Source organism: Streptomyces sp. P9-2, assembly GCF_051903975.1.
In the GTDB taxonomy this organism is placed as follows: Bacteria; Actinomycetota; Actinomycetes; order Streptomycetales; family Streptomycetaceae; genus Streptomyces; species Streptomyces cellulosae.
In genome coordinates, this window is record NZ_CP192633.1 from 924,385 (window position 1) to 950,014 (window position 25,630).

At 68.7% G+C, this 25,630-nt stretch carries 24 protein-coding genes and 1 pseudogene; 21 read left to right on the plus strand and 4 right to left on the minus strand.

What is annotated here, in order from left to right; all coding sequences use genetic code 11:
- Nucleotides 1-232: 232 nt before the first annotated feature.
- The 16 genes from ACQY0Z_RS04320 (at nt 233) to ACQY0Z_RS04395 (ending at nt 13,742) form a co-directional block, all read left to right on the plus strand.
- Complete coding sequence (locus ACQY0Z_RS04320) at nt 233-871, plus strand: hypothetical protein (RefSeq protein ID WP_439811853.1); 639 nt, start codon at nt 233-235, stop codon at nt 869-871.
- Nucleotides 859-1,911, plus strand: coding sequence for a hypothetical protein (locus ACQY0Z_RS04325; protein ID WP_439811854.1), 1,053 nt, complete (start codon nt 859-861; stop codon nt 1,909-1,911). The genes ACQY0Z_RS04320 and ACQY0Z_RS04325 overlap by 13 nt, the downstream gene beginning before the upstream one ends.
- A 40-nt stretch (nt 1,912-1,951) precedes the next feature.
- Nucleotides 1,952-2,251, plus strand: a complete 300-nt coding sequence (locus ACQY0Z_RS04330; protein WP_381729868.1) for a hypothetical protein — start codon at nt 1,952-1,954, stop codon at nt 2,249-2,251.
- Between the two features lies 1 nt (nt 2,252).
- Entirely contained in the window at nt 2,253-3,470 is a 1,218-nt protein-coding gene (locus tag ACQY0Z_RS04335; RefSeq protein ID WP_381729869.1) for an enoyl-CoA hydratase/isomerase family protein, read from the plus strand.
- An 86-nt stretch (nt 3,471-3,556) separates the two neighbouring features.
- Nucleotides 3,557-4,483: a hypothetical protein gene (locus tag ACQY0Z_RS04340; protein ID WP_439811855.1), complete on the plus strand. Its 927-nt coding sequence runs from the start codon at nt 3,557-3,559 to the stop codon at nt 4,481-4,483.
- 28 nt (nt 4,484-4,511) lie between these two features.
- Nucleotides 4,512-5,225 (plus strand): hypothetical protein, encoded by a 714-nt coding sequence (locus ACQY0Z_RS04345; RefSeq protein WP_381729871.1) that lies wholly within the window; start codon nt 4,512-4,514, stop codon nt 5,223-5,225.
- Between the two features lie 104 nt (nt 5,226-5,329).
- Nucleotides 5,330-5,998: a hypothetical protein gene (locus tag ACQY0Z_RS04350; protein ID WP_254585637.1), complete on the plus strand. Its 669-nt coding sequence runs from the start codon at nt 5,330-5,332 to the stop codon at nt 5,996-5,998.
- Nucleotides 5,999-6,042: 44 nt separating this feature from the next.
- On the plus strand, nt 6,043-7,071 hold the full coding sequence (locus ACQY0Z_RS04355) for a hypothetical protein (protein WP_439811856.1): 1,029 nt from the start codon (nt 6,043-6,045) through the stop codon (nt 7,069-7,071).
- 198 nt (nt 7,072-7,269) lie between these two features.
- Nucleotides 7,270-8,145 carry a hypothetical protein gene (locus ACQY0Z_RS04360; protein ID WP_439811857.1) on the plus strand — a complete coding sequence of 292 codons (876 nt, stop codon included), beginning with the start codon at nt 7,270-7,272 and terminating at the stop codon, nt 8,143-8,145.
- Between the two features lie 487 nt (nt 8,146-8,632).
- Nucleotides 8,633-9,301: a hypothetical protein gene (locus ACQY0Z_RS04365; RefSeq protein ID WP_439811858.1), complete on the plus strand. Its 669-nt coding sequence runs from the start codon at nt 8,633-8,635 to the stop codon at nt 9,299-9,301.
- A 41-nt stretch (nt 9,302-9,342) separates the two neighbouring features.
- Nucleotides 9,343-10,380 carry a hypothetical protein gene (locus ACQY0Z_RS04370; protein WP_439813346.1) on the plus strand — a complete coding sequence of 346 codons (1,038 nt, stop codon included), beginning with the start codon at nt 9,343-9,345 and terminating at the stop codon, nt 10,378-10,380.
- 69 nt (nt 10,381-10,449) lie between these two features.
- Nucleotides 10,450-10,755, plus strand: a complete 306-nt coding sequence (locus ACQY0Z_RS04375) for a hypothetical protein (RefSeq protein WP_189903214.1) — start codon at nt 10,450-10,452, stop codon at nt 10,753-10,755.
- A 98-nt stretch (nt 10,756-10,853) separates the two neighbouring features.
- Nucleotides 10,854-12,110 (plus strand): hypothetical protein, encoded by a 1,257-nt coding sequence (locus ACQY0Z_RS04380; protein WP_189903212.1) that lies wholly within the window; start codon nt 10,854-10,856, stop codon nt 12,108-12,110.
- 81 nt (nt 12,111-12,191) lie between these two features.
- Nucleotides 12,192-12,533, plus strand: coding sequence for a hypothetical protein (locus ACQY0Z_RS04385; RefSeq protein ID WP_189903210.1), 342 nt, complete (start codon nt 12,192-12,194; stop codon nt 12,531-12,533).
- Complete coding sequence (locus tag ACQY0Z_RS04390; RefSeq protein ID WP_189903208.1) at nt 12,517-13,164, plus strand: hypothetical protein; 648 nt, start codon at nt 12,517-12,519, stop codon at nt 13,162-13,164. Before ACQY0Z_RS04385 ends, ACQY0Z_RS04390 begins: the two co-directional genes overlap by 17 nt.
- Entirely contained in the window at nt 13,161-13,742 is a 582-nt protein-coding gene (locus tag ACQY0Z_RS04395; RefSeq protein WP_189903207.1) for a hypothetical protein, read from the plus strand. Before ACQY0Z_RS04390 ends, ACQY0Z_RS04395 begins: the two co-directional genes overlap by 4 nt.
- A gap of 580 nt (nt 13,743-14,322) precedes the next feature.
- Here the strand turns inward: ACQY0Z_RS04395 and ACQY0Z_RS04400 are convergent.
- Nucleotides 14,323-14,622, minus strand: coding sequence for a WXG100 family type VII secretion target (locus tag ACQY0Z_RS04400; protein ID WP_078492978.1), 300 nt, complete (start codon nt 14,620-14,622; stop codon nt 14,323-14,325).
- 329 nt (nt 14,623-14,951) lie between these two features.
- Here ACQY0Z_RS04400 and ACQY0Z_RS04405 point away from each other — a divergent pair, with 329 nt between their 5' ends.
- Nucleotides 14,952-19,664 carry an FtsK/SpoIIIE domain-containing protein gene (locus ACQY0Z_RS04405; RefSeq protein WP_439811859.1) on the plus strand — a complete coding sequence of 1,571 codons (4,713 nt, stop codon included), beginning with the start codon at nt 14,952-14,954 and terminating at the stop codon, nt 19,662-19,664.
- Between the two features lie 30 nt (nt 19,665-19,694).
- On the opposite strand, the pseudogene ACQY0Z_RS04410 reads toward ACQY0Z_RS04405, so the two are convergent.
- Both ACQY0Z_RS04410 and ACQY0Z_RS04415 read right to left on the minus strand, forming a co-directional pair.
- Nucleotides 19,695-21,552 (minus strand): annotated as a pseudogene (locus ACQY0Z_RS04410) (protein kinase domain-containing protein).
- 152 nt (nt 21,553-21,704) lie between these two features.
- Nucleotides 21,705-22,553 carry a menaquinone biosynthetic enzyme MqnA/MqnD family protein gene (locus tag ACQY0Z_RS04415; RefSeq protein ID WP_381724447.1) on the minus strand — a complete coding sequence of 283 codons (849 nt, stop codon included), beginning with the start codon at nt 22,551-22,553 and terminating at the stop codon, nt 21,705-21,707.
- Nucleotides 22,554-22,851: 298 nt separating this feature from the next.
- On the opposite strand from ACQY0Z_RS04415, the gene ACQY0Z_RS04420 reads away from it, so the two are divergent.
- Nucleotides 22,852-23,055: a cold-shock protein gene (locus ACQY0Z_RS04420; RefSeq protein WP_006133199.1), complete on the plus strand. Its 204-nt coding sequence runs from the start codon at nt 22,852-22,854 to the stop codon at nt 23,053-23,055.
- Between the two features lie 183 nt (nt 23,056-23,238).
- Here ACQY0Z_RS04420 and ACQY0Z_RS04425 read toward each other — a convergent pair whose 3' ends face one another.
- Nucleotides 23,239-23,805 carry a helix-turn-helix domain-containing protein gene (locus ACQY0Z_RS04425; protein WP_439811860.1) on the minus strand — a complete coding sequence of 189 codons (567 nt, stop codon included), beginning with the start codon at nt 23,803-23,805 and terminating at the stop codon, nt 23,239-23,241.
- Between the two features lie 68 nt (nt 23,806-23,873).
- On the opposite strand from ACQY0Z_RS04425, the gene ACQY0Z_RS04430 reads away from it, so the two are divergent.
- Genes ACQY0Z_RS04430 through ACQY0Z_RS04440 form a run of 3 tightly spaced genes read left to right on the plus strand, consistent with a single transcriptional unit; the run spans nt 23,874 to nt 25,626 of the window.
- A complete protein-coding gene (locus ACQY0Z_RS04430; protein WP_254585645.1) occupies nt 23,874-24,578 on the plus strand; it encodes an AzlC family ABC transporter permease in 705 nt (234 codons plus the stop codon).
- Nucleotides 24,575-24,889 (plus strand): AzlD domain-containing protein, encoded by a 315-nt coding sequence (locus ACQY0Z_RS04435; RefSeq protein ID WP_189903196.1) that lies wholly within the window; start codon nt 24,575-24,577, stop codon nt 24,887-24,889. Before ACQY0Z_RS04430 ends, ACQY0Z_RS04435 begins: the two co-directional genes overlap by 4 nt.
- A gap of 50 nt (nt 24,890-24,939) precedes the next feature.
- On the plus strand, nt 24,940-25,626 hold the full coding sequence (locus ACQY0Z_RS04440) for a methyltransferase domain-containing protein (RefSeq protein ID WP_189903194.1): 687 nt from the start codon (nt 24,940-24,942) through the stop codon (nt 25,624-25,626).
- Nucleotides 25,627-25,630: the final 4 nt, after the last annotated feature.

Sequence of the window (25,630 nt, forward strand, 5' to 3'; positions counted from 1 at the left end):
CGGGAAGGATCACCTACGACACCCCACTCCTCACGCGTCACGCATGAACTTCTCACGACTCGACCACGAACGCCGGGGGTGGATGGGCGGATTCGCCCGGTTCGGTGACGGGGTGTACACGGGGGCGGGGTCACCCGATGGACCTACGTGGCGAAACCGGAGGCTACATGGATACCGTCATTGGCCTGACTGCACTTCTGTCTCACGGGGAGTCACTGTGAAGCGCCGCTCATTGCCCATCGCTCTAGCGTTCGCCGCGACATCGGCTCTGTTGCTGATGGGGTGTGGTGGTGAAGAGGGCGGGTCGAAGGCCGGGGACGAGATCGCGGGGACGGACACCGGGAAGAGCACGGCGTCGCCCTCCTCCAGCGCGCCCGAGGCGTCGGCCGAGCGTCCGGACATGACCCTGCCCGGGGACGTGGAGGAGCGGTTCGAAGGCTGGAAGACCGGCGATGCCACGAAGGACGCGGCCCTGGCGGACGCCGGCCGGGCGCAGACGGCGGTGACGTACGCCGTCACGAAGGGCGACCCCGAGTCCCCGGCGCTCAGCTTCTACCAGTCCGGCACCGCCCTCGCGGGCAGTCAGGACTGGGTCAAGGGGATCGTGGACGCCGGGCTCACCTACTCCGGGTCCGTGCGCTACTTCGCGCCCGAGATCAGCGTGTTCGACAAGGAGTCCGCAGGCGTCTCGTACTGTGCCGATGAGAGCGAGGCGTACAACAAGGACCGCAAGACGAACAAGGTGGACAAGACCCCCGCGACCGACGACTCCTACGTGCTGTACAGCACGCGTCTGGAGAAGAACGACGAGGGGGTCTGGCAGACCACCAAGCTCGAGTCGGAGCGGGGGAACAAGAAGTGCGTGCAGTGAGGGAACGGCACCGCCGACTCACCACGGCGTCGGTTGCCGGGGTACTCGCCCTTCTGCCCGGAACGGCGTTCGCGTGGGGCACTCCGGGGGCATCGAACGGTCAGAAGACGGAGACGAGCGGCAGCCGCGAAGGCGCCAGCCTCGTGTCGAAGGTGGTCTACAGCGGCTCCACCTCCGGCTCCCGAGGCGGCGGCGACGGCGACGGCGCCCTGCGGCCCGTGGGTGACTGGACCCCTCCCGCCTGCTGGTACGAACCCCGCTCGGCGGAGCAGTTCCGCGACTACGTCGAGTCCAGGTACGAGGAGACGGTCAACACCCCCGGCCAGCACAGCTACGCCAAGCAGTCGGTCGGCATGTTCCGCGACGACTACAAGGACGGCACGTACAAGAACTACAACCTCGGCAAGAAGGACGAGGGCTCCTTCTGGGTCGCCGTCCGTGACGAGGACCGCTGGATGGAGCCCAAGGCGCAGGCCTGCGACAAGCTGCCGTTCTGGGTGGAGAACGGCGACCCCGTCCCGGTCGAGAACGCGGTCACTCCCGAGGTACTCGCCGAGCTCGCCTACAACCGTGTCCGTCTGCCGGCGGCCGAGGTGACCCTCAGGCCGGAGGCCGCGACGAAGGTGAACCTGCCGACCTGGGCCTGGCTGGACAGGGCCAGGTTCAAGGAGACGTCGGTGACCGCCTCGATCGCCGTGGGCGGGCTGAACATCCAGGCGACCACCACGGCCAGGCCCGTCTCCCTGAGGCTGGAGCCCGGCACGCCGGACGCCGAGACGTACCCCGCCTCGGGCGAGTGCGTGATCAACGCCGACGGGTCGATCGGGGAGCCGTACACCCGCGGCAAGGCCGACCGGACTCCGCCCTGCGGGCTGAAGTACCTGCGCTCCTCCGGCGACGGCACGTTCACGTTGCGGGCCACGATCACCTGGGACATCTCCTGGACCGGCACCGGCGGTGCGGGAGGCGACCTCCCCGACGGGACCTTCGGCAACGACCAGGCGGTCACCGTTCAGGAGATCCAGTCGGTCAACCGCTGACCCCCACGTACGACTGTTCCCCCACGTAAGGCCCCACATCATGAGCGACCTGACCCTCGACGACACCGTCTTCCACAGCCTGAAGAAGACCTTTTCGTCCATCAGCGACCGCATGGAGGACGCCCGCCGCAGTCTCCGCGGCACGGACGCCTCCGCCGTCGGCGAGAGCAAACTCGTCGAGGACGTACAGGACTTCGCCGACGAGTGGGGCTACGGCATCAAGCAACTCGGCAAACACACGCACGGCGCCGTCAAGATGATCAATACGATCGGAAAGACGTTCGGCGACCTGGACCTGGAGCTCGCGCAGTCCCTCAAGGTGAAGAAGAAGGGCAAGTGACGTGACCGGCCCGCAGGCCCCCTACCCGAACATCGGGCGCAACCCGACGCCGGGGAGCGTGGAGGACACACGGGAGCTCGCCAAACGTCTCGGCTCGCTGGCGAGCGAACTGGGCACCGCGGTGCGCCAGCTCGAACGGATCGAGTGCGGGGCCTGGAAGGGCAAGACAGCGCTCGCCTTCACCGAGTACGTGGGCCACGACGTCACCCCCCTCGTCAGGAAGAGTTACGAGTCCTTCGGCAAGGCATCCCGCGCCCTCCACCGCTGGGCCGACGAGCTCGCCGACTTCCAGGACGAGGCGGCCCGGCTGGACAAGGCCGCCGGAAAGGCCCTCGACGCCAAGGACACGGCGGAGAAGAAGGCACAGGGCAAGGGCAGCGACGACCTCGCCACGGCGGCGAGCGACGTCGACGAGGTCATCCAGAAGGTCCACGGCCTGGAGGAGCGCTACAAGCAGGCCGCCGCGCGCATCGGCAAGGAGCTGGACAAGGCCGCCGACATCGCGCCCAACGAGCCCGGGTTCTGGGACAAGCTCGGCCAGAGCATCGCCGACGCGTGGGACGCGACCGGTGACTGGCTCAAGGAGCACGCCGACCTGATCAAGGTGATCGGTGACGTGCTCAGTGACGTCACGGCCGTACTCGGCATGCTCGCGATCGTCACCCTCCCCTTCCCGCCCCTCGCGGCCATCTTCGGAGCGGCCGCCCTCATCGGCTCCGGCCTGTCCCTGGCGGCACACGGGGTCGCCAAGGCGGCGGGGGCGGACGTGAGCTGGCTGCAGGTGGGACTGGACGCTGTGGGGCTGCTGCCGGGCATCGGGTTGTTCGGGAAGGGGATCAAGGTGGTGGGCAAGGCAGATGCCTTGACCACGGCGAGTCGGCTCGGCAAAGGCTTCCAGACGACGAAACTCGGCAGTACCCGAGTTCTGCTCGCTTTCGGCAAACAGTCCGACGACATCATGGGCGGGCTGGGCAAGGCAGGTTTGATCAAGATCGGCGGACGGTCGGACGACGTGTACGAGGTCGCGCACGCCGCCAGCGGCGTGAAATCCCGCCTCGGCGGCCTGGCCTACGCGGGGTATCACAGTGGGCAGCTGATCGGCACAAAGGGAGCCAACATCTTCGGAGCCGGCCTGAACCCGTTCGGAGCGGGTGGGATAGCGCTCGACGCCGGCCTCAAGGTGGCTCCCAAGATCTATGGCCACCTGACAGACGACTGACTCCGGGCAAGAACTCGGCAGGCTGGCACACCACGAAGCACGCCCCCTGTTCTCCACCGCACCGGAAATCCGAGGAAGGCCCACCTATGGAACTCTGGCAACCCGACACGGGCGAGACTCTCCTTGCCCGGACCCCCATCACATTCGCCACGGGCGCCGCCGCACCTGTCAGTGGAATGCGCTGGTTCCGCGACACTCACCGTGCCGACATCCAGAACGATTTGGAAGGCTGGCCCGAGGGTCCCACTTACACGGCCCGTTCCGCAGGCACCTCGACGGCCCGGACCCTGGTCAAGGGAGCGGTGGTGGGCATCGGTTTGGCGATCGGTGCGTTCCTGTCCATGCACGGTGGGAACATCGCCGGGACGTCGACCTCGAATGCCGGCACAGACGTCCCGGACAACCCGGCGGACGAAGTGCACGACTTTCCCGTCATGTGGGCAGCACCAGGCACCATCGCTCGTACCCTCCCGTGGCAGCTCGATCCGGACCGCTCCCCCGCCCAGCGCTATCGCACACATGCGGTGATCACCGACCGACGGCTGGTGATCGTGGGATTCGACTACGTCAAGGGCGCCGAAGACTTCATCTACGACGATTTTCTTTGGGAGATCCCTCGCACCGGTCTTCAGACGGTCGAACTACGCAACTTCAAGCGCGGAAAAGACACCAGGATCATCTTCAGTGATGGTTCATGGTGCCGACTGAGCAGCCCGACCAGCGCCGGCCGGGAGAGACTGACCCGCTATCTGATCGAGCCGCTCGACTTCATCCCCCTGGAAGAACTCACACCAGCGCAGCGCAAGACAGCTGAGACCTTCGCCGCCGCACAGGCAGCGGACGCTCAGACGCCGCTCGTGAAGCGCAACCCGTGCGGATGTTTCCGGATTGAGGTCGTGGCCCCGAGCACGACAGTCGCCACCTTCGGTCATTTGGGCCTGAACACCACGATGGACGCCAACGGCAGAGAACTGACGCCGACGGAGCACCATCCGCAGGACTTCCTCACCTGACCGACCCCCACCGAACGGCTCCCGCACCATGCCCACCGCACCGCCCCTCAACGCGTCCCCCGACGCCCTCCCCCCTCTGTGGTTCGTCGCCCCCGAGGGCTTCTTCGCCCTCCCGATCGCCGCGACCCCGGAGGAACGCACGGAACGCGCCCGCATTTTCGTACGCGAGCTCTACTCACGCGGTGACGCGAACATCTGGGAGCCCGCCGCTCCCTATTACGAGGCCATCGCCGAGATGATGGGTGACGCTGGCCTCTCCTACGCCGCCATGGGACTGTTCTCCGCGGCGGACGATGCCGAAGAAACCCTGACGGACGAGCCCGTAAGGCACGAGCCTGGGGAAGGCGTCGTCCAGTGCGCCTTCACCGTCGGCGTCATGCAGACCGACCACTCCGGCGAGGACACGGACGTCGTGGCCCAAGGAATCCTCGCCACGCTCTCCGCCGACCCCTACAACGACGCGATCTGGCTCGACCTGCCCTGCGGACCGGCGGTGTCGTGCATCAGCGTGCGCGAGTACCGGCTCAACCCGGACGTGACGGCGACCGGCGAGGAAGCGAAGCTCCTCACCGGCCAGATCCAGGCGCACGTCCCGTTCCCCACGGGCTCGTACACGGCCGTGTTCACGCTCCACACGGCATCCATGGAGCACTGGGCCTCGGTCTACCGCCTGATGTCGGCGCTGCTGCAGACCGTCTCCTTCACCGATCCCCTCGAAGCCCTTCCCGACGAACCGGCCTGACCGGCGAGACATAAGGCCATGGCCCTCATCGCACTGGCGAAACCGAAAACCACACCGATACCGTCTCTCATCTCAACTGCACTTCTGTCTCACGGGGAGTCACTGTGAAGCGCCGCACCTTGCCCACCGCCGCCGCGTTCGCCACCGCGGCGGCCCTGCTGCTCACGGCCTGCGGCGGTGGGGACGAAAGCTCCACCGGCAGCGACGAGATCGCCGGCGCAGGCCAGGAGTCCGAGCAGCCGAGCAAGTCGGCGGAACCGGCCGCGCCCCAGGAGGACAAGCCCGACGGCGTGGACCTGTCGCTGCCCGCGGACATGAACCTCGTCTTCGACTGGGACAAGCCGGAGGACAAGAACGAGGCGGCGGCGATGGACGACGCCGCCAACTTCTTCCGCGCCATCTATCGCGGCGTCGACAAGCGCACCGCCAACGAAGCGGCCATCGCGACCTATTCCACCGGCGAGGGATTGCATTACGCAAAGACTCAGGTCAACGCCTGGATCGACGGCGGTTGGACCGCCACCGGCACCCTCCGCCATTACAACGCGACCACGCGATCGGCCGATAGCGGCACGTCAGTGGAGGTTGCCTTCTGCGCCGACGCCGGCAAGTTCTTCGGTAAGGAGGTGAAGACCGGAAAGGTATTGACGACAGAACCCAGCATTGAGGATTTCGACTACTACAAGATCATCATGGTCAAGTTCCCCACGTCGGACACCCTGTGGCAGGCATCGAAGGTCTTCGTCGAGACGAAGGCGGCAAAGTGCCAGTGATGAGACATTGTCGCTCGCTGACCGGTGCCGCGGCACTCGCTCTCATGCTCAGCGCCATCGCACTCACCGACGTCGCATACGCCGCAAAACCGGTGGGCTCCGACAAAGGGGCCTCCGAGCAGTCCGGTGGAAGCAACGACAAGGGCATCTACGCCACTGCCCGCATCACATACTCCGGTTCCGTCGCCACGAACGGAAGCAGGGGCAATGTGACGTCGACCGACGTCAACTGGACCCCGCCGCCCTGCTGGTACGCCCCCTACCTCGGTGCCAAGGACTTCAAGAAGAAGATGTCCCAGGACATCGAGAGGCAGATGAGCGCCCCCGGCATGGGCGGTCACGCCGGCGCGGCCCTGAGCGAGCTGAAGCGGCATTACGAGAACGAGTACGGCTGGACCGACACCCCCGGCTACAAGGACTACAACGTCGACAAGGACGGCGAGGGCATGTTCTGGGCCGCCGTCGAGAATCCCAACGAACCAGACCTGTTGAAGCGCAGTTCCTGCAACGACCTCCCCTTCTGGGTCGACAACGGCGAGGCCCCGCCGCCCCAGTACGAGGAAGCCATCACCCCGGAGATCCTCGCGGCCCTGGCCTACCAGCACATGCAACTGCCCGACACCGAGGTGACCCTCGCCCCGGAGCAGACCACCAAGGTCAACCTCCCAACCTGGGCATGGCTCGACAAGGCCGTGTTCGACGAGGTGCAGGCGACGGCAGCCCTCAACGTGCCGGGCTTCAACCTCCAAGCCACAACGACAGCAAAGCCGGTGTCCCTGACCCTCGAGCCAGGCACCGACGACGCCGTCACCTACCCGGCATCCGGCGAATGCGTGATCAACGCCGACAGCTTCATCGGCGAGCCCTACGCGAAGGGCAAGGCGAACCGCACCCCGCCGTGCGGCATCAAGTACCTCCGCTCGTCGGGCAACGGGACGTACAACCTCCAGGCCACGATCACCTGGGACATCTCCTGGACCGGCACCGGCGGTGCCGGAGACGACCTCCCGGACGGCACCTTCGGCAACGACCAGGCCGTCACCGTCCAGGAAATCCAGGCAGTCAACCGCTGACAGCGATCCGTTCACGGCTCCGCCCGCGCGTCGGGCGGAGCCCATCTCTCGCAGGTGCCGGAGACGCGTGCCATCATCGTGCCTCGACTCGGTGACCGTCCGGTGGCCCAATGCGACGGAAGCCACGCCGATCCCGGCACCTAGGAACACAATCGAGCACGCAGCAAGCGACAGGCAAGCATCACGGGGGGATCCACAGTGACGGAAGCACGAACGGTCACACCGCCGCTCGGCGGTGAGGCGCTGGCGGCAGACTCACGCCTTCTGGAGCGGGTGCGTGCCGTCGGGGCCCGTACCGGCGTCGACTTCACCGACGACGCAGCGGTGAGCGACCTGCTCGCCCGGCACCGGCGTGCTGTGGCCCAGGCACCTCGGGGGCTCGCCGGATGGATCGGCGGTCTCGCCCTGGCGGCGGGGGTGATCTGGCCGTTCGTCGGCCACGTCGTCCCCGCGACGACCGGCAAGCCGCTGCTCGCTTACGCCCCCGCGGGCCCGCTGCTTGTCGTGGCGGTGGCGTGCCTGACGCTGGTCCGCCTCCGCTGGAAGCGTGCCCTGATGCACAAGGAACTGGCGGGCTACCGCGAGGTGCTGGGCCTCGCCAGGGCCTACGGCATCGAGCCGGCTTATGTGCCGGCGTGGCTGGAGGGTCGCGGAGAGGACGGCGGCGGCAAGGGCGTCACACCTATCCCGAGGTACGCACCGGCGGAACGGTCCGACGAAGACACCCGCACGCCCTCGGCAGCAACAGCTCCACCGAAACCGGCCGCGGTGTCCGAGTACGAACGCGTCGCCGACCAGGGCGGCTGGCACGACGAGGTGGGCTGCCTGCTGCTGTTCGCCGCCGGCATCGGCCTCGCGGTGGCGGTCAGTTCGGGCGAGCCCTTCGGTCTCACCGCGCTGGCGCTCATACCCCTCGCCGTCGTGGTCTGGGTCGCGGGCCACCGCCAGGGAAGGCGGAAGGCGGGTCTTCGGCCGGAGGCGGAGGCGTACGCCCGAGCCGTCGTGGAATCCCGGTCGGTGGGGGCGGAGATCCCGGATCTCTCACCTCAACTGCGCGCACTGCTCGACGACTGACGGGCCCTTGTCAGCTGGACACCGACAGGTTCGCCTGTGCGCGGCCGTGAAGAGGCCCAAGGGGAGCCAATTGCTCATGGGCGAACCGGAGACGAACCTCGTGCGGCTCTCAACGCGAGCTCCAATGCCAACAAGTAGCCACACCTACGCGCCGCTGACGCCGTCACTGCGGCGGGAAACAGTCCGCTCCACCGCGACAACGTCACACGAAGGCGTGTCCCGCACGCAGCGCACCGAGATCATCCGCGCGGGTGACGTCAGTAACTGCCAGAGCGCGGGCGCTTGGGTGGCATGGCACACAGTGTGGTTCTCGAGAAGCGACGTGACAGAGGTGACCTGCATGTTTCGAATACATGCCCGATAGTTCCCATTCAACGTCGTGTGCCTTAATCGCGGCCTTGGCGCTTCTCTTCGCCCTGGCGAAACCGGAAACCACACCGATACCGTCTCTGATCTCAACTGCACTTCTGTCTCACGGGGAGTCACTGTGAAGCGCCGCACCTTGCCCACCGCCGCCGCGTTCGCCACCGCGGCGGCCCTGCTGCTCACGGCCTGCGGCGGTGGGGACGAAAGCTCCACCGGCAGCGACGAGATCGCCGGCGCAGGCCAGGAGTCCGAGCAGCCGAGCAAGTCGGCGGAACCGGCCGCGCCCCAGGAGGACAAGCCCGACGGCGTGGACCTGTCGCTGCCCGCGGACATGAACCTCGTCTTCGACTGGGACAAGCCGGAGGACAAGAACGAGGCGGCAGCGATGGACGACGCCGCGAACTTCATCCGCGCCATCTATCGCGGCGTCGACAAGGGCACAGCCGACGACGCCGCAGTGGTGACGTACTCCACGGCCGGTGGACTTCACTACGCGAAGACACAGATCGAGAGCCGTGTCGACGGCGGCTGGACGGCAACCGGTACGCGACGTCACTACCAGGCCACCACCCGACTCGGCCCGAAGGGCACATCGGTGGAGGTCGCCTTCTGCGTGGACTCGAGCAAGTTCTTCGGCAAAGAGATCAAGACGGGCAAGGTCCTGAAGACCGAACCCAGCATCGAGGACTTCGACCACTTCAAGATCATCATGGTGAAGCATCCGACAGGTAAGGATCTGTGGCAGGCGTCGGAAGTCTACGTCGAAGCGGAGGCCACTCAGTGTCGGTGAGCCGAAGGCGCCACAGGGCCGTTGGCGCAAGCCTCCTCACCCTGGCCCTGCTCACCCTCCCCTGCCTCACTCACTCGGCACACGCGGCCGAGCCGGTCAAAAACGATGGAGGCTCAGCGCCCGAGCAAAGCGGCGGCAGTGACAGCACCGGCATCTACGCCACTGCGCGGGTGACGTACTCCGGTTCGGTCGCCCCTGCCGGCAGATCCGGCAATGTGACGTCGACCGACGTCAACTGGACCCCGCCGCCCTGCTGGTACGCCCCCTACCTCGGTGCCAAGGACTTCAAGAAGAAGATGTCCCAGGACATCAAGAGGCAGATGAGCGCCCCCGGCATGGGCGGTCACGCCGGCGCGGCCCTGAGCGAGCTGAAGCGGCATTACGAGAACGAGTACGGCTGGACCGACACCCCCGGCTACAAGGACTACAACGTCGACAAGGACGGCGAGGGCATGTTCTGGGCCGCCGTCGAGAACCCGAACGAGCCCGATGTCCTCAAGCGCAATTCCTGCAACGACCTCCCCTTCTGGGTCGACAACGGCGAGGCCCCGCCTCCGCAGTACGAGGAAGCCATCACCCCGGAGATCCTCGCGGCCCTGGCCTACCAGCACATGCAACTGCCCGACACCGAGGTGACCCTCGCCCCGGAGCAGACCACCAAGGTCAACCTCCCAACCTGGGCATGGCTCGACAAGACCGTGTTCGACGAGGTGCAGGCGACGGCAGCCCTCAACGTGCCGGGCTTCAACCTCCAAGCCACAACGACGGCAAAGCCGGTATCCCTGACCCTCGAGCCAGGCACCGACGACGCCGTCACCTACCCGACATCCGGCGAATGCGTGATCAACGACGACAGCTCGATCGGCGAGCCCTACGCGAAGGGCAAGGCGAACCGCACCCCGCCGTGCGGCATCAAGTACCTCCGCTCGTCGGGCAACGGGACGTACAACCTCCAGGCCACGATCACCTGGGACATCTCCTGGATCGGCACCGGCGGTGCCGGAGACGACCTCCCGGACGGCACCTTCGGCAACGACCAGGCCGTCACCGTCCAGGAAATCCAGGCAGTCAACCGCTGAAGCGCCCCAATACCACGGACGACGGCGTGAGCGCTCGCGATACCCCAACTCGAGAACATCAAGGACATCATGGCTGGCGACTCGGACCTCATCGTTAACGTTGACCTGTTGGTGAAGTCGGAATCCCGACTGAAGGAGATCCAGAGAGAACTCAAGGATCTCAACAACCGAAAGGATGACATGCATCCTTATTGGGGCAACAGTGAGATATCCGATGCCATGGGCAAGTTCGTGGACAACTGGGATGATCACCGCGGCAAGCTACTCGAAAGCGTGAAAACCGTCGGGGAGTTGGTGAAAGCCACCATCGACGGCTTCTCTGGAGCCGACGCCAAGCTGGCCGAAGAGCTTCGTAAGGCGAGGAAGAAGAAGTGACCCCATCCTCCAAACCTCGCCCACGCGACTGGCATCCCCTCGCCGACTCCGACCCTGTGCCGGGGGACCCGCAAGAAATACACAGCGAGGTCAAGCACATGAAGTCGGTGGCCAGCACGCTTCGCGAGCAGGCCACACTTCTGCGCGGTATCGGTCGCGACAACGAACTCAAGGGAAAGTACGCATCAAGGCTGCAGGAAGAGGCTGAGGGCCTGGAGAAACGACTCGACCAGGTGGCGAGCCGTTACGAGAGGGTCCACGGCCACCTCACCAACTGGGCGAACGACCTCGAAGAGTTCCAAGGTGAGGCCGACAAGGTTCTGGCCAACGCCAAGAAGGAGCAGGAGCACCTCGAGGCTGAGAAGGCCAAGGCCGAGTCCGGCGAGGGCACGGCCCCGGCTCCCACAGCGTCACCCAGCGGCGCCCAGAGCGACCCGTTGCACACGTATCGGGTGCAGCTCGAACGCATCAAGGAGCGCAGGGACGAACGAGCTCGCCATCACGCCGACAAGATTCGCGACCAGCTTGACGACGCGATCGAGGACAGTTGGTGGGACAACTTCAAAGGCTGGATCCATGACAACATCGACACCATCAAGGTGGTGTTGGACGCTTTGGGATGGGCCGCGACGATCATCGGCGTCATCGCACTGTTCATCCCGGGCTTGAATGTCCTTGCCCTGGCACTCGGCGGAATCATCCTAGGCGCGAGAGCGATCCTTGCCGCGGCCGGAGAGGCCAGTTGGATGGAAGTAGCCATGGACTCGGTCGGCTTGCTGACCATGGGTGCCGGCCGAGCCGGCCTCACGATGCTCAAGGGCGCCAATGCTGCAACCAAGGCGGGTGCCGTCACCGGACGGCAAGCCGGACTCAAGGCGGGTTTGCGTGCTCACAAATCGATGATGAACTCGCTGCAAAGAGCCATCTCGAACACCGCCGACGAGGGCGCGAAGAAGTTCTACAAGGACCTGTTGACCTTCACCCGCAAGAAGATCTCTGACGATGCCGGACGGGTGGCCAAGGAGGCGACCGAGTCGAGCGCGGGAGCCAAGTGGGCACACCTCGGTGACGACGAGCTCCATGGCATCTACTCTCAGTTCGCCAAGAACAAGGCTGCCTTCCCTGAAGCAGCCGTTGGCAACACTGCGAAGGCCAGGGCGGGGTACGGCATTTCCCTGGCCGCCATCTACGCTGGTGCCGGGGCGGACGCCGTGGACAAGACCTTCGGGCAGAGCGACGCCTGGAGCGCTGCATCCAAGGCGACAGACGGAGTACTCCCCGACAAGTGGTCGAGCGACGGCTACAACGAATGGAAAGAGAACACTTGGAAAGCCCCCGTCGGATCTTCATGGTGACAGCAGCAAAGGGAAATGAATAACGTGACGTCACGCAGAAGTGAGACCAAATCACTGTGGGAACGATTGGGCGGAGGAGTTGTGTCGCTCGCCCGCCTGTGCCTCATCATTCCGTTCGCCTACATCATCATCTATGTCGGCGGCGCCTTCCTGATTCCTGAATCGCTGGGCTTGGCCTGGGTGTGGCTTCAGCGCGGCGTGGTGTCGGCCGCTCTCGTGTGCCTGTTCGTGCTGTTTCTACGCCACTCGCGAGGGAGCCGACGCCCAGCAGGCCTTACGCATGCCATGGGTATCTCCTTCCTTCTTGTCCTTCCCGCCATCATCACCAGCTATTGGGTGGGCGTTGTCGGAGCACTGGTCACACCGATCCTCGTGGCCTGTTCCGCGATATGGGAAAGGACTCGACGTGTCGGGAACCACTGAGTCGTCCTTCGAAGACACCAGCGCTGGAACTCCTACCGGCTACACGCTTGTCCCTCCCCCAGGCTGGGACATGATTCCCCTGCGCGCCGGCACCAACGAGGCGATCAAACGCATCGTGGACGGATCCGTGCAGGAGCTGCCCGCCGACATTCCACGCGATGACCTCACCAAGGCGCGCCTTGAGCTGATCAAGCGCCTCAGGAAGGTGGCACGACAGGCGCGCGAAGCGCGCGCGCTGGATCTGCACCTGCCGGTGGAACGCGTTGACGGCATGACTCTTCCTGCTTCTTTCATCATCTCCGAGCCGCTGACCGCGTCATCAGTGGGCATGGATTCCGCGATGGTACTCAGCTCCTTGCGTCCGAATGCCTCACAAAGCGAGGAAGTGACCATCGACGGCGCGACGGGATTCCGGGTCGACGGTGTGGCCCAGCCGGACCCAAGCCGTGAAGTGGAGCACTGCTCAAGACGAGTTGAATACATCTTGAAGATACCCAACCACGCCACTCCGAAGTGGCTGACGGTGTCGTTCAGTACCATTGCCGATGGACGCCCGGACAGTGAACTTGCAGACATTCTGGTAGAGCTTTTCGATGCCGTCATGACGACGTTCCGATGGAGTTACGAATGAGACTGGTGGAAACAGACTCAGAGACCTTGCAGTGGTTTCCCACCCATATGCGCTGGAACAGCGACGGCGAGCGCGAGGAGTGGGCGGAGTTGTGCGCGGCAGCCCTGTTGAGCGCCCATGAGAAGAGGCCGAAGAGACGACGCATAAAGGCCGTTCGCCAGCAACTGGATGCCTTTGCGCAAGTTCTGTCGAAACTCACCCCTGCGGACCAGGCCTTCCTGTTCATCCCGACGCCCGACCAAACGCCCGTGCCGGCCTTCATTCTCATGGCCGAGTGCGAGGGAGACCGGCAAACCACCCTGCGTTCGATGGTTCAGGCAGATGCAGAGAGCCTCGTCCGTCCCGTCGAGGTGGACCCATTCGCCACCGAGCGGCTGGGGGAGGGACTGCGGTCGACGAGATACTGGTCCACGCCGGAGGGCCAGCTCATGGCTACTGTGCGGTACGGCTGGAGGTTGGAGCAGATCAACACCGACTTGTGCTTCTACATGGTCTGGGACGACCCGGGAAAGATGGCGGTCTTCACGGACACAGTGGATGACTTCGTGAGAAGTCTCTGGGTGAACGTCACCGACTGATCCCCATGTGGAGGGCGCCTTGGATGGCGATCTTCGCAGAAGTCGACGCCCCGTATGCCGCCCATCAGGGCACCTGCGTGAGGAGAAGAACCTGTGCCTCGAAGGGCACGGCACAGCGGCACAGCGAGCCGACTCGATGCCCAAGCCGACGCCGGCGAATGGTGCTGGATCGGGGAAATCCCGCAGCCTCCGGCTGATGTTCTGTAGGCCGCGGGCAACCCACCGCTCCGCCCGGCCCGTCGCCCTCCATTGGTCCTGCTCGACACAACCACGATGCGAAGGGCCGCGTACGAGCTCGACTCACGTGCCCCGAACTTCCTCATCCCCAGGAACAACAGGGCGCCGTGCACCACCCACAAGGGAACCTGCACCGCGAGGCCGACGTCGTCCGCCAGGACGTACATCCCGGCGATGGCGGCAAGCGCATAACCGCCGATGCCGACGGCCCACCCGACCCGACGCCTCAACAGCCGCCCGCCCCCGCCTCGCATCCATAGGTGCGCCACCACCGACCGGTGGGACGGGAAGCTCCAGCTCGCCCGCCCCACCGGCCGGTGTAACCGCACCCGGCGGCCGGAAGTTACTTCCGCGCCGCCTTCGCCAGCTCGTCGTCGATCTGCTCGAACTTGTCGGCCGCCATGGTGAGGTAGTCGCCCATGCCGTCGAGGCCGTCCAGCGTGGTCTTCGCGCCGTTGGTGAAGTCGTCGAAGTTCTCGTCGAAGGCCTTCGAGGAGCTCTTCGTGACGTAGCCCGAGTTGACGAGGTTGTTGATGTACTTGCGGAGGCCGTCCAGCTTCTCCTGAAGCTTTTCCTTCTCCTTCACGACATGCTTGGCAGCTTCCCGCATGTCCTGATATGTGATGTCAAGGTCTTTGGCCATGAAGCCGCTCCCTCTCGCAACGCCGCAGGGCCAACCCCCGTGGCTCCCTTGTTCGCGGAACTGCCGGCCTGCCGTCGCGGCCCCTGCGGCTCAGGGGCCTCTCGGGCCCGCCGGTGTGATCGTCCGCTCTTGCGGCAGAAGCTTACGGGGGTGAACTGCGCCGCCACATCCCCACCTTGTGAAGGCAACGGTCACAAGCCGTGGACGCCGTTGCTGCCGGGAACACCGGGCCCGCTCCCCGACTGCCTTCCTGGCGGGTCCAGCCGATATCGTCGGCGGGACTGTGCGCCGCGGGGTGGAAGCGGCCGCAGGGCCTGGGGAGGACAAGCGTGCGCCTGACTCTGACCGTCGTCGATCCGTACGGCGGGGACTCCGCCGATGTCGTACTCGATGCCGATCCCGAGTCGACCGTGGGGGACGTCGCGCGTGAGCTGGCCGCGCAGGTCGGGCACGCCGGCGCCCAGGTCATCCCCATCGGGCACCAGGGGCGGACGCCCGCCGGGAACACGCCGATGGTGTACGTCGACGGGTACGCCGTCGACCCCTCCGCGACCGTCGTCGGCTCCCCCCTGCGCGACGGCGCCGTCGTCTCCCTCCAGGACCCCTCCGGCTGTCTGCCCGGCGAGCCCACCGGCCTCGTCGAACTGCGCGTCGTCGGCGGACCCGCCGCCGGCTTCGTCCACCGGCTCGGCGTCGGGCGCTACGACATCGGCAGCGGCAACGCCTCGTACGTCCGCGTCGACGACCCCGAGGTCGAGGCCCGCGCGCTGACCCTCTCCGTCGCCACCGACGGCACCTGCCAGGTCGTCGTGCACGGCGAGCACGACACCGTCACCCTCGACGGCGAGCCCGTCGCCGACGCCCAGAAGCGCCGTGACGAGGACAAGCGCCGCGCCGAGACCAGCGGGGACGACTCCGACAGCTCCTCCAGGAAGAAAAAGAAGCAGAAGAAGAAGAAGAAAAAGAAGAAGAAGGACGACGGCAGCAGTCAGGGGCCCAAGCGCGGCGGGCGCTTCGACTGGCCTCTCGGCGGGCAGATCGCCGTCGGCAACAGCCTTCTCGAACTCGCCCGCTACTCCCCTCCCAACGCCGCCCTCAAGTGGTCCGACGACGGCGTCGGCCTCGACTACAACCGGCCGCCCCGGCTCCGCCGGCCCGAGCGGCAGACCAGCTTCCGGCTGCCCTCCAAACCGCGCGACTACGAGGCCCGGCCGCTGCCCTGGATCATGGCGCTGACGCCGCTGGTCGGTTCGGTCGTCATGGTGGCGATCTTCCAGCGCTGGTACTACCTGATCATGGCGGCGCTCAGCCCGATCCTCCTCTTCGCCAACTACTTCAACGACAAGAAGCACGGCCGCAAGTCGCACGCGAAGCAGGTCGAGGAGTACGAGGAGCAGAAGGCCCGGATCGAGAAGGACGCCCAGGACGCGCTGGTCCAGGAGCGCGACGACCGGCGGCACGCCATCCCCGACCCGGCGACCGTGCTGTCCATGGGCACCGGGCCCCGCACCCGGCTGTGGGAGCGGCGCCGTACCGACCGCGACCATCTGCTGCTGCGGTTCGGCACCGGACAGATGCCGTCCGAGGTGGTCCTCGACGACCCGGAGCAGGACGACCACCGGCGTCAGGTCACCTGGAAGATCGAGGACGCCCCGGTCGCGCTGAACCTGCGCGGGCTCGGCGTCATCGGCGTGGCCGGTCCCGGCGACTCGGCGCGCGCGCTGGGGCGGTGGGCCGTCGGGCAGACCGCCGCGCTGCACAGCCCGATGGACGTGCAGTTCTACGTGCTGAGCGAGAACTCCGCGCAGGAGTCCTGGGACTGGGTGCGCTGGCTGCCGCACGCCCGCCCCTCCGGCGGCCAGGACGTGAACGCCCTCATAGGCACCGACGCGGAGACGGTCGGCGCCCGGATCGGCGAACTGACGCAGATCCTCGACGCCCGTAAGAAGGCCGCCGAGCAGAACCGCTCGCAGGGCACGACGTTCAGCGACCCGGACATCGTGGTCGTGTGGGATGGTTCGCGGCGGCTGCGGTCGCTGCCCGGTGTGGTGCGGCTGCTCCGCGAGGGCCCCTCGGTGTCGATGTACGCGATCTGCCTGGACGCCGAGGAGCGGTTCCTGCCCGGCGAGTGCCAGGCGTTCGTCGTGGCGGAGCCGCACGCCGAGGAGCAGGAGCGGCAGCACGGCGACCGTGCGGCCGCCCAGCCGGCCGTCGCCGGCGGCTTCCCCTCCTTCCAGGCGTGGCACAGCGACACCCCCGAGCCCGGCCGCGGCGGACGGCAGGCGCCCGACAAGCTGCGGCTGCGCGTGGAGGAGGCCGGCGCCGAGCGCATCAAGGACGTACGGCCGGACTTCGTGTCGCCCGCCTGGTGTCTGCGGCTGGCCCGTTCCCTGTCGCCGCTGCGGGACATCAGCGGGGAGACCGAGGACTCGGCGCTGCCCGGCTCCAGCCGTCTCCTGGACGTACTGCAGCTGGAGCCGCCGACGAGCGACGCGATCGTGGCGCGCTGGCGGATGGGCGGGCAGTCGACGCTCGCGGTCATCGGCGAGTCGTACGACGGGCCGTTCGGCATCGACATGCGCAAGGACGGCCCGCACGGCCTCATCGCCGGTACGACCGGTTCGGGCAAGTCGGAGCTGCTGCAGACGATCGTCGCGGCGCTGGCCGTCGCCAACACCCCCGAGAACATGACGTTCGTCCTCGTCGACTACAAGGGCGGCTCCGCGTTCAAGGACTGCGTCAAACTCCCGCACACCGTCGGCATGGTGACCGACCTCGACGCCCATCTCGTGGAGCGCGCGCTGGAGTCGCTGGGCGCGGAGCTGAAGCGGCGCGAGCACATCCTGGCCGCCGCCGACGCCAAGGACATCGAGGACTACCAGGACCTGGTGCGCCGCGACCCCTCGCACCCGCCGGTGCCGCGGCTGCTCATCGTGATCGACGAGTTCGCCTCGATGGTGCGCGACCTGCCGGACTTCGTCACCGGTCTGGTGAACATCGCCCAGCGAGGCCGTTCCCTCGGCATCCACCTGCTGCTCGCCACGCAGCGGCCGAGCGGTGTGGTCTCCCCCGAGATCCGCGCCAACACCAACCTCCGTATCGCGCTGCGTGTGACGGACGCCGGTGAGTCGACGGACGTCATCGACTCGCCCGAGGCGGGTCACATCTCCAAGAGCACCCCCGGCCGCGCCTACGCCCGGCTGGGGCACGCCTCACTCGTGCCGTTCCAGTCGGGACGCGTCGGCGGGCGGCGGCCCGGCGCCGCGGACCCGGCCGCCCTCGCGCCCTGGGTGGGTCCGCTGACCTGGGAGGACCTGGGCCGCGCGGCGCTCACCAAGCCGAAGTCCGAGGCGCGTGAGGACGAGGAGATCACCGACCTGAAGGTGCTGGTGGACGCGGTGCGCGACGCCAACGCCGCGCTCGGCATCCCCGCCCAGCACAGCCCGTGGCTGCCCGCCCTGGACGAGACGCTGCTGCTGGACGACATCGAGGTGCCGTCGTACGCGCCCGCGCCGGGCACGCTGCCGCCGGCGCCGTTCGGTGTCGAGGACCTGCCCGCCGACCAGGCCCGCCGCCCGGTCGTCGTCGACTTCTCCTCGTTCGGCCATCTGATGATCGGCGGCGCCCCGCGCAGCGGCCGCTCGCAGGTGCTGCGCACCATCGCGGGCTCCCTGGCCCGCACCCACTCCGTGGCGGACGTGCATCTGTACGGCATCGACTGCGGCAACGGCGCGCTCAACGCGCTGACCCGGCTGCCGCACTGCGGCGCGGTCGTCGGCCGTAACCAGACCGAGCGGGTGGTCCGGCTGATCAACCGGCTCAAGGGCGAACTGTCGCGCCGCCAGGACCTGTTGGCGGATGCCGGCTTCGCGGACATCGGGGAGCAGCGGGCCGCGTCCGCCGAGGACGAGCGGCTGCCGCACATCGTGGTGCTGCTGGACCGCTGGGAGGGCTGGGTGCCCACGCTCGGCGAGATCGACCACGGTTCGCTGACCGACGAGCTGCAGACCATGATGCGGGAGGGCGCGAGCGTCGGCATCCACCTGGTGCTGACCGGCGACCGGACGCTGCTGGTGGGCCGTATCGCGAGCCTCACGGAGGACAAGTACGGTCTGCGGCTCGCCGACCGCAGCGACTTCTCCTCCCTCGGCATCCCCACCCGCAAGGTGCCGGAGGAGATCCCGCCGGGACGCGCCTTCCGCAACGAGTCCGGCACGGAGACGCAGTTCGCGCTGCTCGCCGAGGACACCACGGGTCAGGGGCAGGCGGCCGCGCTCACCGCGATCGGCGAGGCGGCGGCCGCCCGGGACGCCGAAGTGCCGCGTGCGCGGCGGCCGTTCCGGGTGGACAGCCTGCCGAGCCGGATCTCGTTCCCCGAGGCGTGGGAGATGCGCGACCCGGACGTCTCGCGGTCGAAGCTGTTCGGTCTGGCCGGCATCGGCGGCGACGAGATCGTCGGCTTCGGCCCCGATCTCGCCGACGGCGTACCGGCGTTCGTGATCGCGGGTCCGGCCAAGTCGGGCCGCTCGACGGTGCTGATGAACTTCGCCCAGTCGTTCCTCGCACAGGGCACACGGCTGGTGATCGCCGCCCCCCGTCAGTCGCCGCTGCGCCAACTGGACGGCACGGAGGGCGTGCTGAAGGTCTTCACCGGCGACGACATCGACGAGGACGAGTTCGAGGAGCTGGTCGACGAGGCGTCCCCCGATGAGCCGATCGCCGTGCTGGTCGACGACGGGGAGATCCTGGAGGACTGCGACGCGGAGAGCCAGTTGAAGAAGCTGGTGTCGCGCGGCACGGAGCGCGGCCTCGCCCTCGTCATCGCCGGTGACGAGGAGGACGTGTGCAGCGGCTTCTCCGGCTGGCAGGTCGACGCGAAGAAGGCCCGCCGGGGCATCCTGCTCTCCCCGCAGGAGTCCTCCAGCGGGGACCTCATCGGCGTCCGGCTGTCCCGGGGGATGGTCGGCGGCCAGATCGCCCCGGGCAAGGGCATGCTGCACCTCGGCGACGGCGAGCTGCGGACGGTCGTCGTCCCGGGCTGACCCCGGCCCCCGCTTCCTTCGCAGGCCCGGCTACTCGATCTTCGAGAGCCGGGCCTTCGGCCGTCCGGAGTCCTTGCTGTCCGACTCGTAGACCAGGTCGTCGCCGACCGGGGTGAGGAGGACGGTGTGGCGGGCCTGGTTGCAGACGTCCCGGTTGCCCGGCGCGCCCACGGACGTCGTGACGATGCGCTGGGCGGTGACCTCCTCGAGGGTCAGCACGTCGTCGCAGACGCCGCCGAAGATGTCCGTGTGCCGCAGCGTGCCGACCTGCTCGCCGACCCGCGCCTCCTCGAGGGTGACGCGGAACGTGCCGAGCGGGATGGTGATGCTTTCGCGGGAGGTGGCCTGTCCCTCCCACGTGCCGACGTAGGCGGCGGGCACGGTGCCGGAGGTCGCGGAGGCGGACGGTGAGGGCCGGGCGCCGCTCGGGCCCTGGTCGGCGTCCGCGCCCCCGGAGGTGCCGGGCAGCAGGTCGGACACGAACGCCGAGCCGACGGTCACCGCGGCCAGCGCGCCCGCCACCGCCAACGCCACCGTGCAGCTGACCCGGCGGCCCCGCCCGCCGGCGCCGGGCGTGGAGGACGCCGACACGGAGACGGACAACCGGCCCGGGTCGGACCCGCCCCGGTCCCCCGGCTGGGTCGGCGGATGCGGGGTTCCGGTCCCGGCGGGGCCCCGCTCCGGCGCGTGGCGGGGCTCCGGCACCCCGGCGTGCGTGCCCGCGCCGTCCGGCGGCATGACGGGCGGCGGCCCGAACGCGCCCGCGACGGGACCGGACGACGAGGGCGCTCCCTCCGGCCTCCAGGCGGCCGGGACGGGCGCACCCGCCGACGGCCCTTCGCCGGACACGCTGCCCGCCGACGGCCTTCCCGGCGGCGACGCCTCCCGCGGGCCGCCCCCGGCGGTGTGCTCGCCGATCGACGGGCTGCTGAACCCCACCGGCCCCGAGGCCGTACCACCCGCCGCCCCGGCAGCCGACCCGCCCGCCGTCGTCTCCAGGTTCAGCAGGTTCACCGCGGCACGGCTCACCTGTTCCACCAGGGCGCCCGGCAGCCAGCCCCCCGCCACCAGGCGGGCCGCGCCGCCCTCGCCGGCGAGGCGGCGGGTGATGTCGGCCGGGGACGGGCGGGCGGAGGGGTCCTTGTCGAGGCATGCTTCGGTCACCTCGCGCAGCTCGCCGGTCAGCCCGTCCAGCTCGGGCGGCTCGTGCACCACCCGGTAGAGCAGCGCCGCCGAGGAGTCGCCAGGGAAGGGCGGCGCGCCGGTCGCGGCGTACGCGAGGACGGCGCCGAGGGAGAAGACGTCCGCCGCGCCGGTCACGCCCTTGCCGAGGATCTGCTCGGGGGACATGTAGCCGGGCGAGCCGATCGAGACGCCGGTCGAGGTGAGGGACGCCGTCCCGTCCGTCGCCCGCGCTATGCCGAAGTCGATCAGCAGGGGACCGTCGAGGGTGAGGAGCACGTTGGACGGCTTCACGTCCCGGTGCACCAGGCCGAGCCCGTGCACCGCCGCCAGCGCCTCGGCAAGCCCCGCGCCCAGCGCGCGCACGGTGTGTCCGGGCAGGGGGCCCAGTTCGGTGACGGCGGCCGTGAGGGAGGGGCCGGCCGCGTAGGCGGTGGCGACCCAGGGGACGCGCGCGTCGGGGTCGGCGTCCAGCACGGGCGCGGTCCAGGCGCCGCCGACCCGCCGGGCCGCGTCCACCTCGCGCCGGAACCGGGCGCGGAACTCCTCGTCGAGCGCGAAGTGGGGGTGCACGATCTTCACCGCGACCGTCCGGCCCCCCCGCGCTGCGGCCCAGGTAGACCCGGCCCATGCCGCCCGAGCCGAGCCGGCCGAGCAGCCGGTACGGTCCCACGACCGTGGGTTCGTCCGTGTCGAGCGGCCGCATGGCGCCACCCCTCCCCCGTCGCACCGGTACGCCGTTGCCATCCAGCAGCGTAGTGGCCGGACCGGGCGGGGGACCCGGACCGGCCACGCGGGCGCCCACCACCGGGTCACGGCGTCACGGCCACCCGGCGCCCGGCTCGCCCCCGTGCGCTCCTAGGGCTGCAGCAGCTCGACCTTCACGTCCGCCGGGAACCCCGTGGTCGGCCCCACCCTGCGGGCGAACTCCGCGACCGCCTCCAGCTGCGGGCCGCCGAAGCGGAAGTCGAGGGTGGTGAAGTACTGGGCGAGGGTCTTCTCGTCGAAGGCCTCCCAGCGGGCCGCCTGCTCGGCCACCTTGTCGACCTCCTCCAGGGAGAGGTTGCGGGAGGCGAGGAAGGCCTCGTGCACCTTGCGGGTGAGCACGGGCTCGCGCTCCGCGTACTCCTTGCGGGCCGCCCAGACGGCGAAGACGAACGGCAGGCCGGTCCACTGCTTCCACAGGGCGCCCAGGTCGTGCACCTCGAGGCCGAAGCGCGGGCCGTCGACCATGTTCGCGCGCAGGGCCGCGTCGCCGATCAGGACGGCCGCCTCCGCCTCCTGCATCATCAGGCTCAGGTCGGGCGGGCACCTGTAGTAGTCCGGCCGCACCCCGTACCGCTCGGCGAGGAGGAGCTGGGCGAGCCGTACGGAGGTGCGGGAGGTCGAGCCGAGGGCGACCCGCGCCCCGTCCAGGCGGTCCAGCGGGACCTGGGAGACGATCACGCAGGACATCACCGGGCCGTCGCAGCCGACGGCGATGTCGGGGAAGGCGACGAGCTGGTCCGCGTGCTTGAGGTACTCGACCAGGGTGATGGGCCCGATGTCGAGGTCGCCCTGCACCAATTGCTCGCTGAGCTTCTCGGGGGTGTCCTTCGTCAGCTCGAAGTCGAGGAGCGTGCCCGTTCTCGCGAGGCCCCAGTAGAGGGGCAGGCAGTTCAGGAACTGGATGTGGCCGACGCGCGGCCGGGTGCGAGGATTGTCCACATCGTGAGGCTAGACCTTGCGCCGGGCGGCACAGCGGTCACCCCCTCCGGTTCGAACGCACGCGCGTGACGAACGGGGCGTTCAAACATTCGGGTGACGTGATCTTGACCTCTATTGCGAACCGGCCTCCCCGTGCTAGGCTCGTCGCAAGTTGCAGTTTGGTTTCCCTTGCAGTACAGAGCCTGCGGAGCATGTGACCGCGGGCTCTCGTCGTTCTCAGACGGATGCAGTTGTGCGGAATTGTCTTCACACTTGCTGGTTCTGGAGCAGGGCAACCCTTTGAGCCCAAGGAGGGCTTATGGCTACCGGAACCGTGAAGTGGTTCAACGCCGAAAAGGGCTTCGGATTCATCGCCCAGGAGGGCGGCGGCCCCGACGTCTTCGTCCACTACTCCGCGATCAACGCGACCGGCTTCCGGTCCCTCGAGGAGAACCAGCAGGTCACCTTCGACGTCACGCAGGGCCCGAAGGGCCCGCAGGCGGAGAACGTCACCCCGGCCTGACCCTGATCCTCCGATCCGGGAACGACTAGCAGTACCCAAGGAGCCCCACGCCGCAAGGCGAACGGGGCTCCTGCCTTTTTCTCCGGGACCTCCCGGGGCCGGCTCACCGGAAGACCCCGGAGAATCTCCGGTGAATTCCCGCCGAACGGCGCGCCTCGCCCGCACTTCCGTTCTCGGACGTGCTCAGACGTGCTGCATGATCAGCACGAATTTCGTGCCGGGCTCCAGCGCCTCATAGCGGTGCGGCACATCCCCGCGATACGCCATGTAGTCCCCGACGCCGAGTTCCGCCTCCTCGCCCTCGGGGCCCGCCGTGACCCGCCCCGCGCTCACCACGATGTGCTCCACCGTCCCCGGAATGTGCGGGTCCGAGGCGCGTACCGTCCCCGGCTCCAGATTCACGGTGTAGATGTCGCGCCGCGCGCCGGGCGGGCTCGCCGACAGCAGGGTGGCGACATAGCTGGACCGCTCCGAGCGCACCGTCGGCCCCTCCCCCGCCCTGATCACCTGGACCGTCGGCGCCGGCGGCTCCACCAGCGCGCTGAACGGCACCCCGAGCGCCACCGCCAGCGCCCACAGCGTCTCCATGCCCGGATTGCCGCCGGCCGCCTCCAGCTGGGACAGCGTGGACTTGGCGATCCCGGCGCGTTTGGCCAGCTCGGAGAGGGAGAGACCCGCGCGGGTGCGCTCGCGGCGCAGGGACGCGGCGATCCAGTCGAGGGGCAGGCGGGACGGCGTGCCGTCGGTCATGTCGTTCGCTCCAGAAGTCGTTTCGTTCGGCTTGACGAACGCGAGGGCGTCTGTTCATTGTAGAAAACATGCGTTCGGTACAGCGAACACCGTCGGCCGTCGACGCCGCACTGCTCCGCGACGTCTCCCTCGTCTGCCTCGCCGGGGGCGTCGTCGGCGTGTCGTTCGGGGCGATCGCGGTCGCCGGGGGTCTGCCCGTGTGGGTGCCGGTGGTGATGTCGCTGGTGGTGTACGCGGGCTCCGCCCAGTTCAGCGCGGTCGGCGTGCTCCTCGCGGGCGGCGGTCCGGTCGCGGCGGCCGCCACGGGGCTGCTGCTCAACACCCGTACGGCCGCGTTCAGCCTCGCGGTCGCCGAGCACATCGGGCGGACCCGGCTAGCCCGCCTGCTCGGCGCGCATCTGGTGACCGACGAGACCGTGGCCTTCACCCTCGCCCAGCGGGACCCGGCCCGGCGCCGCGCCGCCTTCTGGGTCTCGGGCATCGGGCTCTTCACCGTGTGGAACGCGTGCGTGGCCGCGGGCGCGCTGGCCGGCAGCACGCTGGGGGACACCGCCCGCTACGGCCTGGACGCGGCCTTCCCCGCCGTCCTGGTCGCCCTGGTGCTGCCCGCCCTGCGTGAGGACGCCGGTGTCCGCCGCGCCGCCCTGGCCGGCGCCGTACTCGCGCTGGCCCTCACCCCGGCCGTACCGGCGGGCGTCACCGTGCCGGCCGCGCTCACGGGCCTCCTGCTGCACGGACGTACGCCCGCGAGGGACAAGGAGCCACAGCCATGAACGGCACCGCCCTGATGGTGCTCGTGCTCGCGGTGGGGACGTACGCCTTCCGGCTGGTGGGGCCCGCGCTGCACGGGCGGGTGGAGCTGCCTGACCGGGTGCGGGTGCTGCTGTCGGCCGGGGCCGTGGTGCTGCTGGTGGCGCTGCTGGCCACGGGTGCGCTGACCGAGGGCGGGGAGTTCGCCGGATGGGCGCGGCCCGCCGGGGTCGCCGTGGGCGCGGTGCTGGCCTGGCGCCGGGCGCCGTTCGTCGTGGTGGTGCTGGGCGCGGCGGCGGCCACTGCGGTGCTGCGGGCCGCCGGAGTGCAGTAGGCAGCACGCGTCCTGAGGGGCTGTCAGTGGGCGCCGGTAGCGTCCTGCCCATGACCACGAGCCGACCCGCGCACGCCGACCAGCCGGAGCACGTCCTCGCCACCCGCGCCTTCTACGACGCGATCGCCGAGGACTACGCCGCGATGTTCCGGGACCTGCCCGCCGCGACCCCGCTGGACCGGTCCCTGCTGGCCGGGTTCGCCGAACTGGTCGGCAGAGGCGCGCTCGTGGCCGACGTGGGCTGTGGTCCCGGCCGGGTGACCGGGTATCTCGCCTCGCTCGGTCTGGACGTGCACGGTGTCGACCTGTCCGCGTCGATGCTGGCGATCGCCCGCCGGGAGAACCCGGAGCTGCGGTTCGAGCAGGGTTCGATGCTCGCCCTGGACCACGCCGACGGTTCCCTCGCCGGCCTCGTCTCCTGGTACTCGACGATCCACATGCCGCCGGAGGACCTGCCCGCCGTGTACGCGGAGTTCCGGCGGGTGCTGGCGCCCGGAGGGCTGCTCCTGCTGGCCTTCCAGATGGGCGACGAGCCCCGGCGGCACGTGCGTCCCTGGGGTCACCCGGTCACCCTGGACTTCCGGCGGATGCGGCCCGAGCGGGTCACGGAGCTGCTGGAGGCTGCGGGTTTCGCCCTGGTGCAGCGCACCGTGCGGGAGCCGGACGCGCGGCAGGGCGAGCCCACCCCGCAGGCGTTCCTGATGGCCCGCGCCCCAGGTGGCCCGGACCCCGCCTGACGGC

Coding starts and splice junctions, on each gene's coding strand:
- ACQY0Z_RS04330 (WP_381729868.1), top strand. CDS start 1,952: ATGAGCGACCTGACCCTCGACGACACCGTCTTCCACAGCCTGAAGAAG.
- ACQY0Z_RS04340 (WP_439811855.1), top strand. CDS start 3,557: ATGGAACTCTGGCAACCCGACACGGGCGAGACTCTCCTTGCCCGGACC.
- ACQY0Z_RS04345 (WP_381729871.1), top strand. CDS start 4,512: ATGCCCACCGCACCGCCCCTCAACGCGTCCCCCGACGCCCTCCCCCCT.
- ACQY0Z_RS04355 (WP_439811856.1), top strand. CDS start 6,043: ATGCTCAGCGCCATCGCACTCACCGACGTCGCATACGCCGCAAAACCG.
- ACQY0Z_RS04375 (WP_189903214.1), top strand. CDS start 10,450: ATGGCTGGCGACTCGGACCTCATCGTTAACGTTGACCTGTTGGTGAAG.
- ACQY0Z_RS04380 (WP_189903212.1), top strand. CDS start 10,854: ATGAAGTCGGTGGCCAGCACGCTTCGCGAGCAGGCCACACTTCTGCGC.
- ACQY0Z_RS04395 (WP_189903207.1), top strand. CDS start 13,161: ATGAGACTGGTGGAAACAGACTCAGAGACCTTGCAGTGGTTTCCCACC.
- ACQY0Z_RS04400 (WP_078492978.1), bottom strand. CDS start 14,622: ATGGCCAAAGACCTTGACATCACATATCAGGACATGCGGGAAGCTGCC.
- ACQY0Z_RS04420 (WP_006133199.1), top strand. CDS start 22,852: ATGGCTACCGGAACCGTGAAGTGGTTCAACGCCGAAAAGGGCTTCGGA.
- ACQY0Z_RS04425 (WP_439811860.1), bottom strand. CDS start 23,805: ATGACCGACGGCACGCCGTCCCGCCTGCCCCTCGACTGGATCGCCGCG.
- ACQY0Z_RS04430 (WP_254585645.1), top strand. CDS start 23,874: ATGCGTTCGGTACAGCGAACACCGTCGGCCGTCGACGCCGCACTGCTC.
- ACQY0Z_RS04435 (WP_189903196.1), top strand. CDS start 24,575: ATGAACGGCACCGCCCTGATGGTGCTCGTGCTCGCGGTGGGGACGTAC.
- ACQY0Z_RS04440 (WP_189903194.1), top strand. CDS start 24,940: ATGACCACGAGCCGACCCGCGCACGCCGACCAGCCGGAGCACGTCCTC.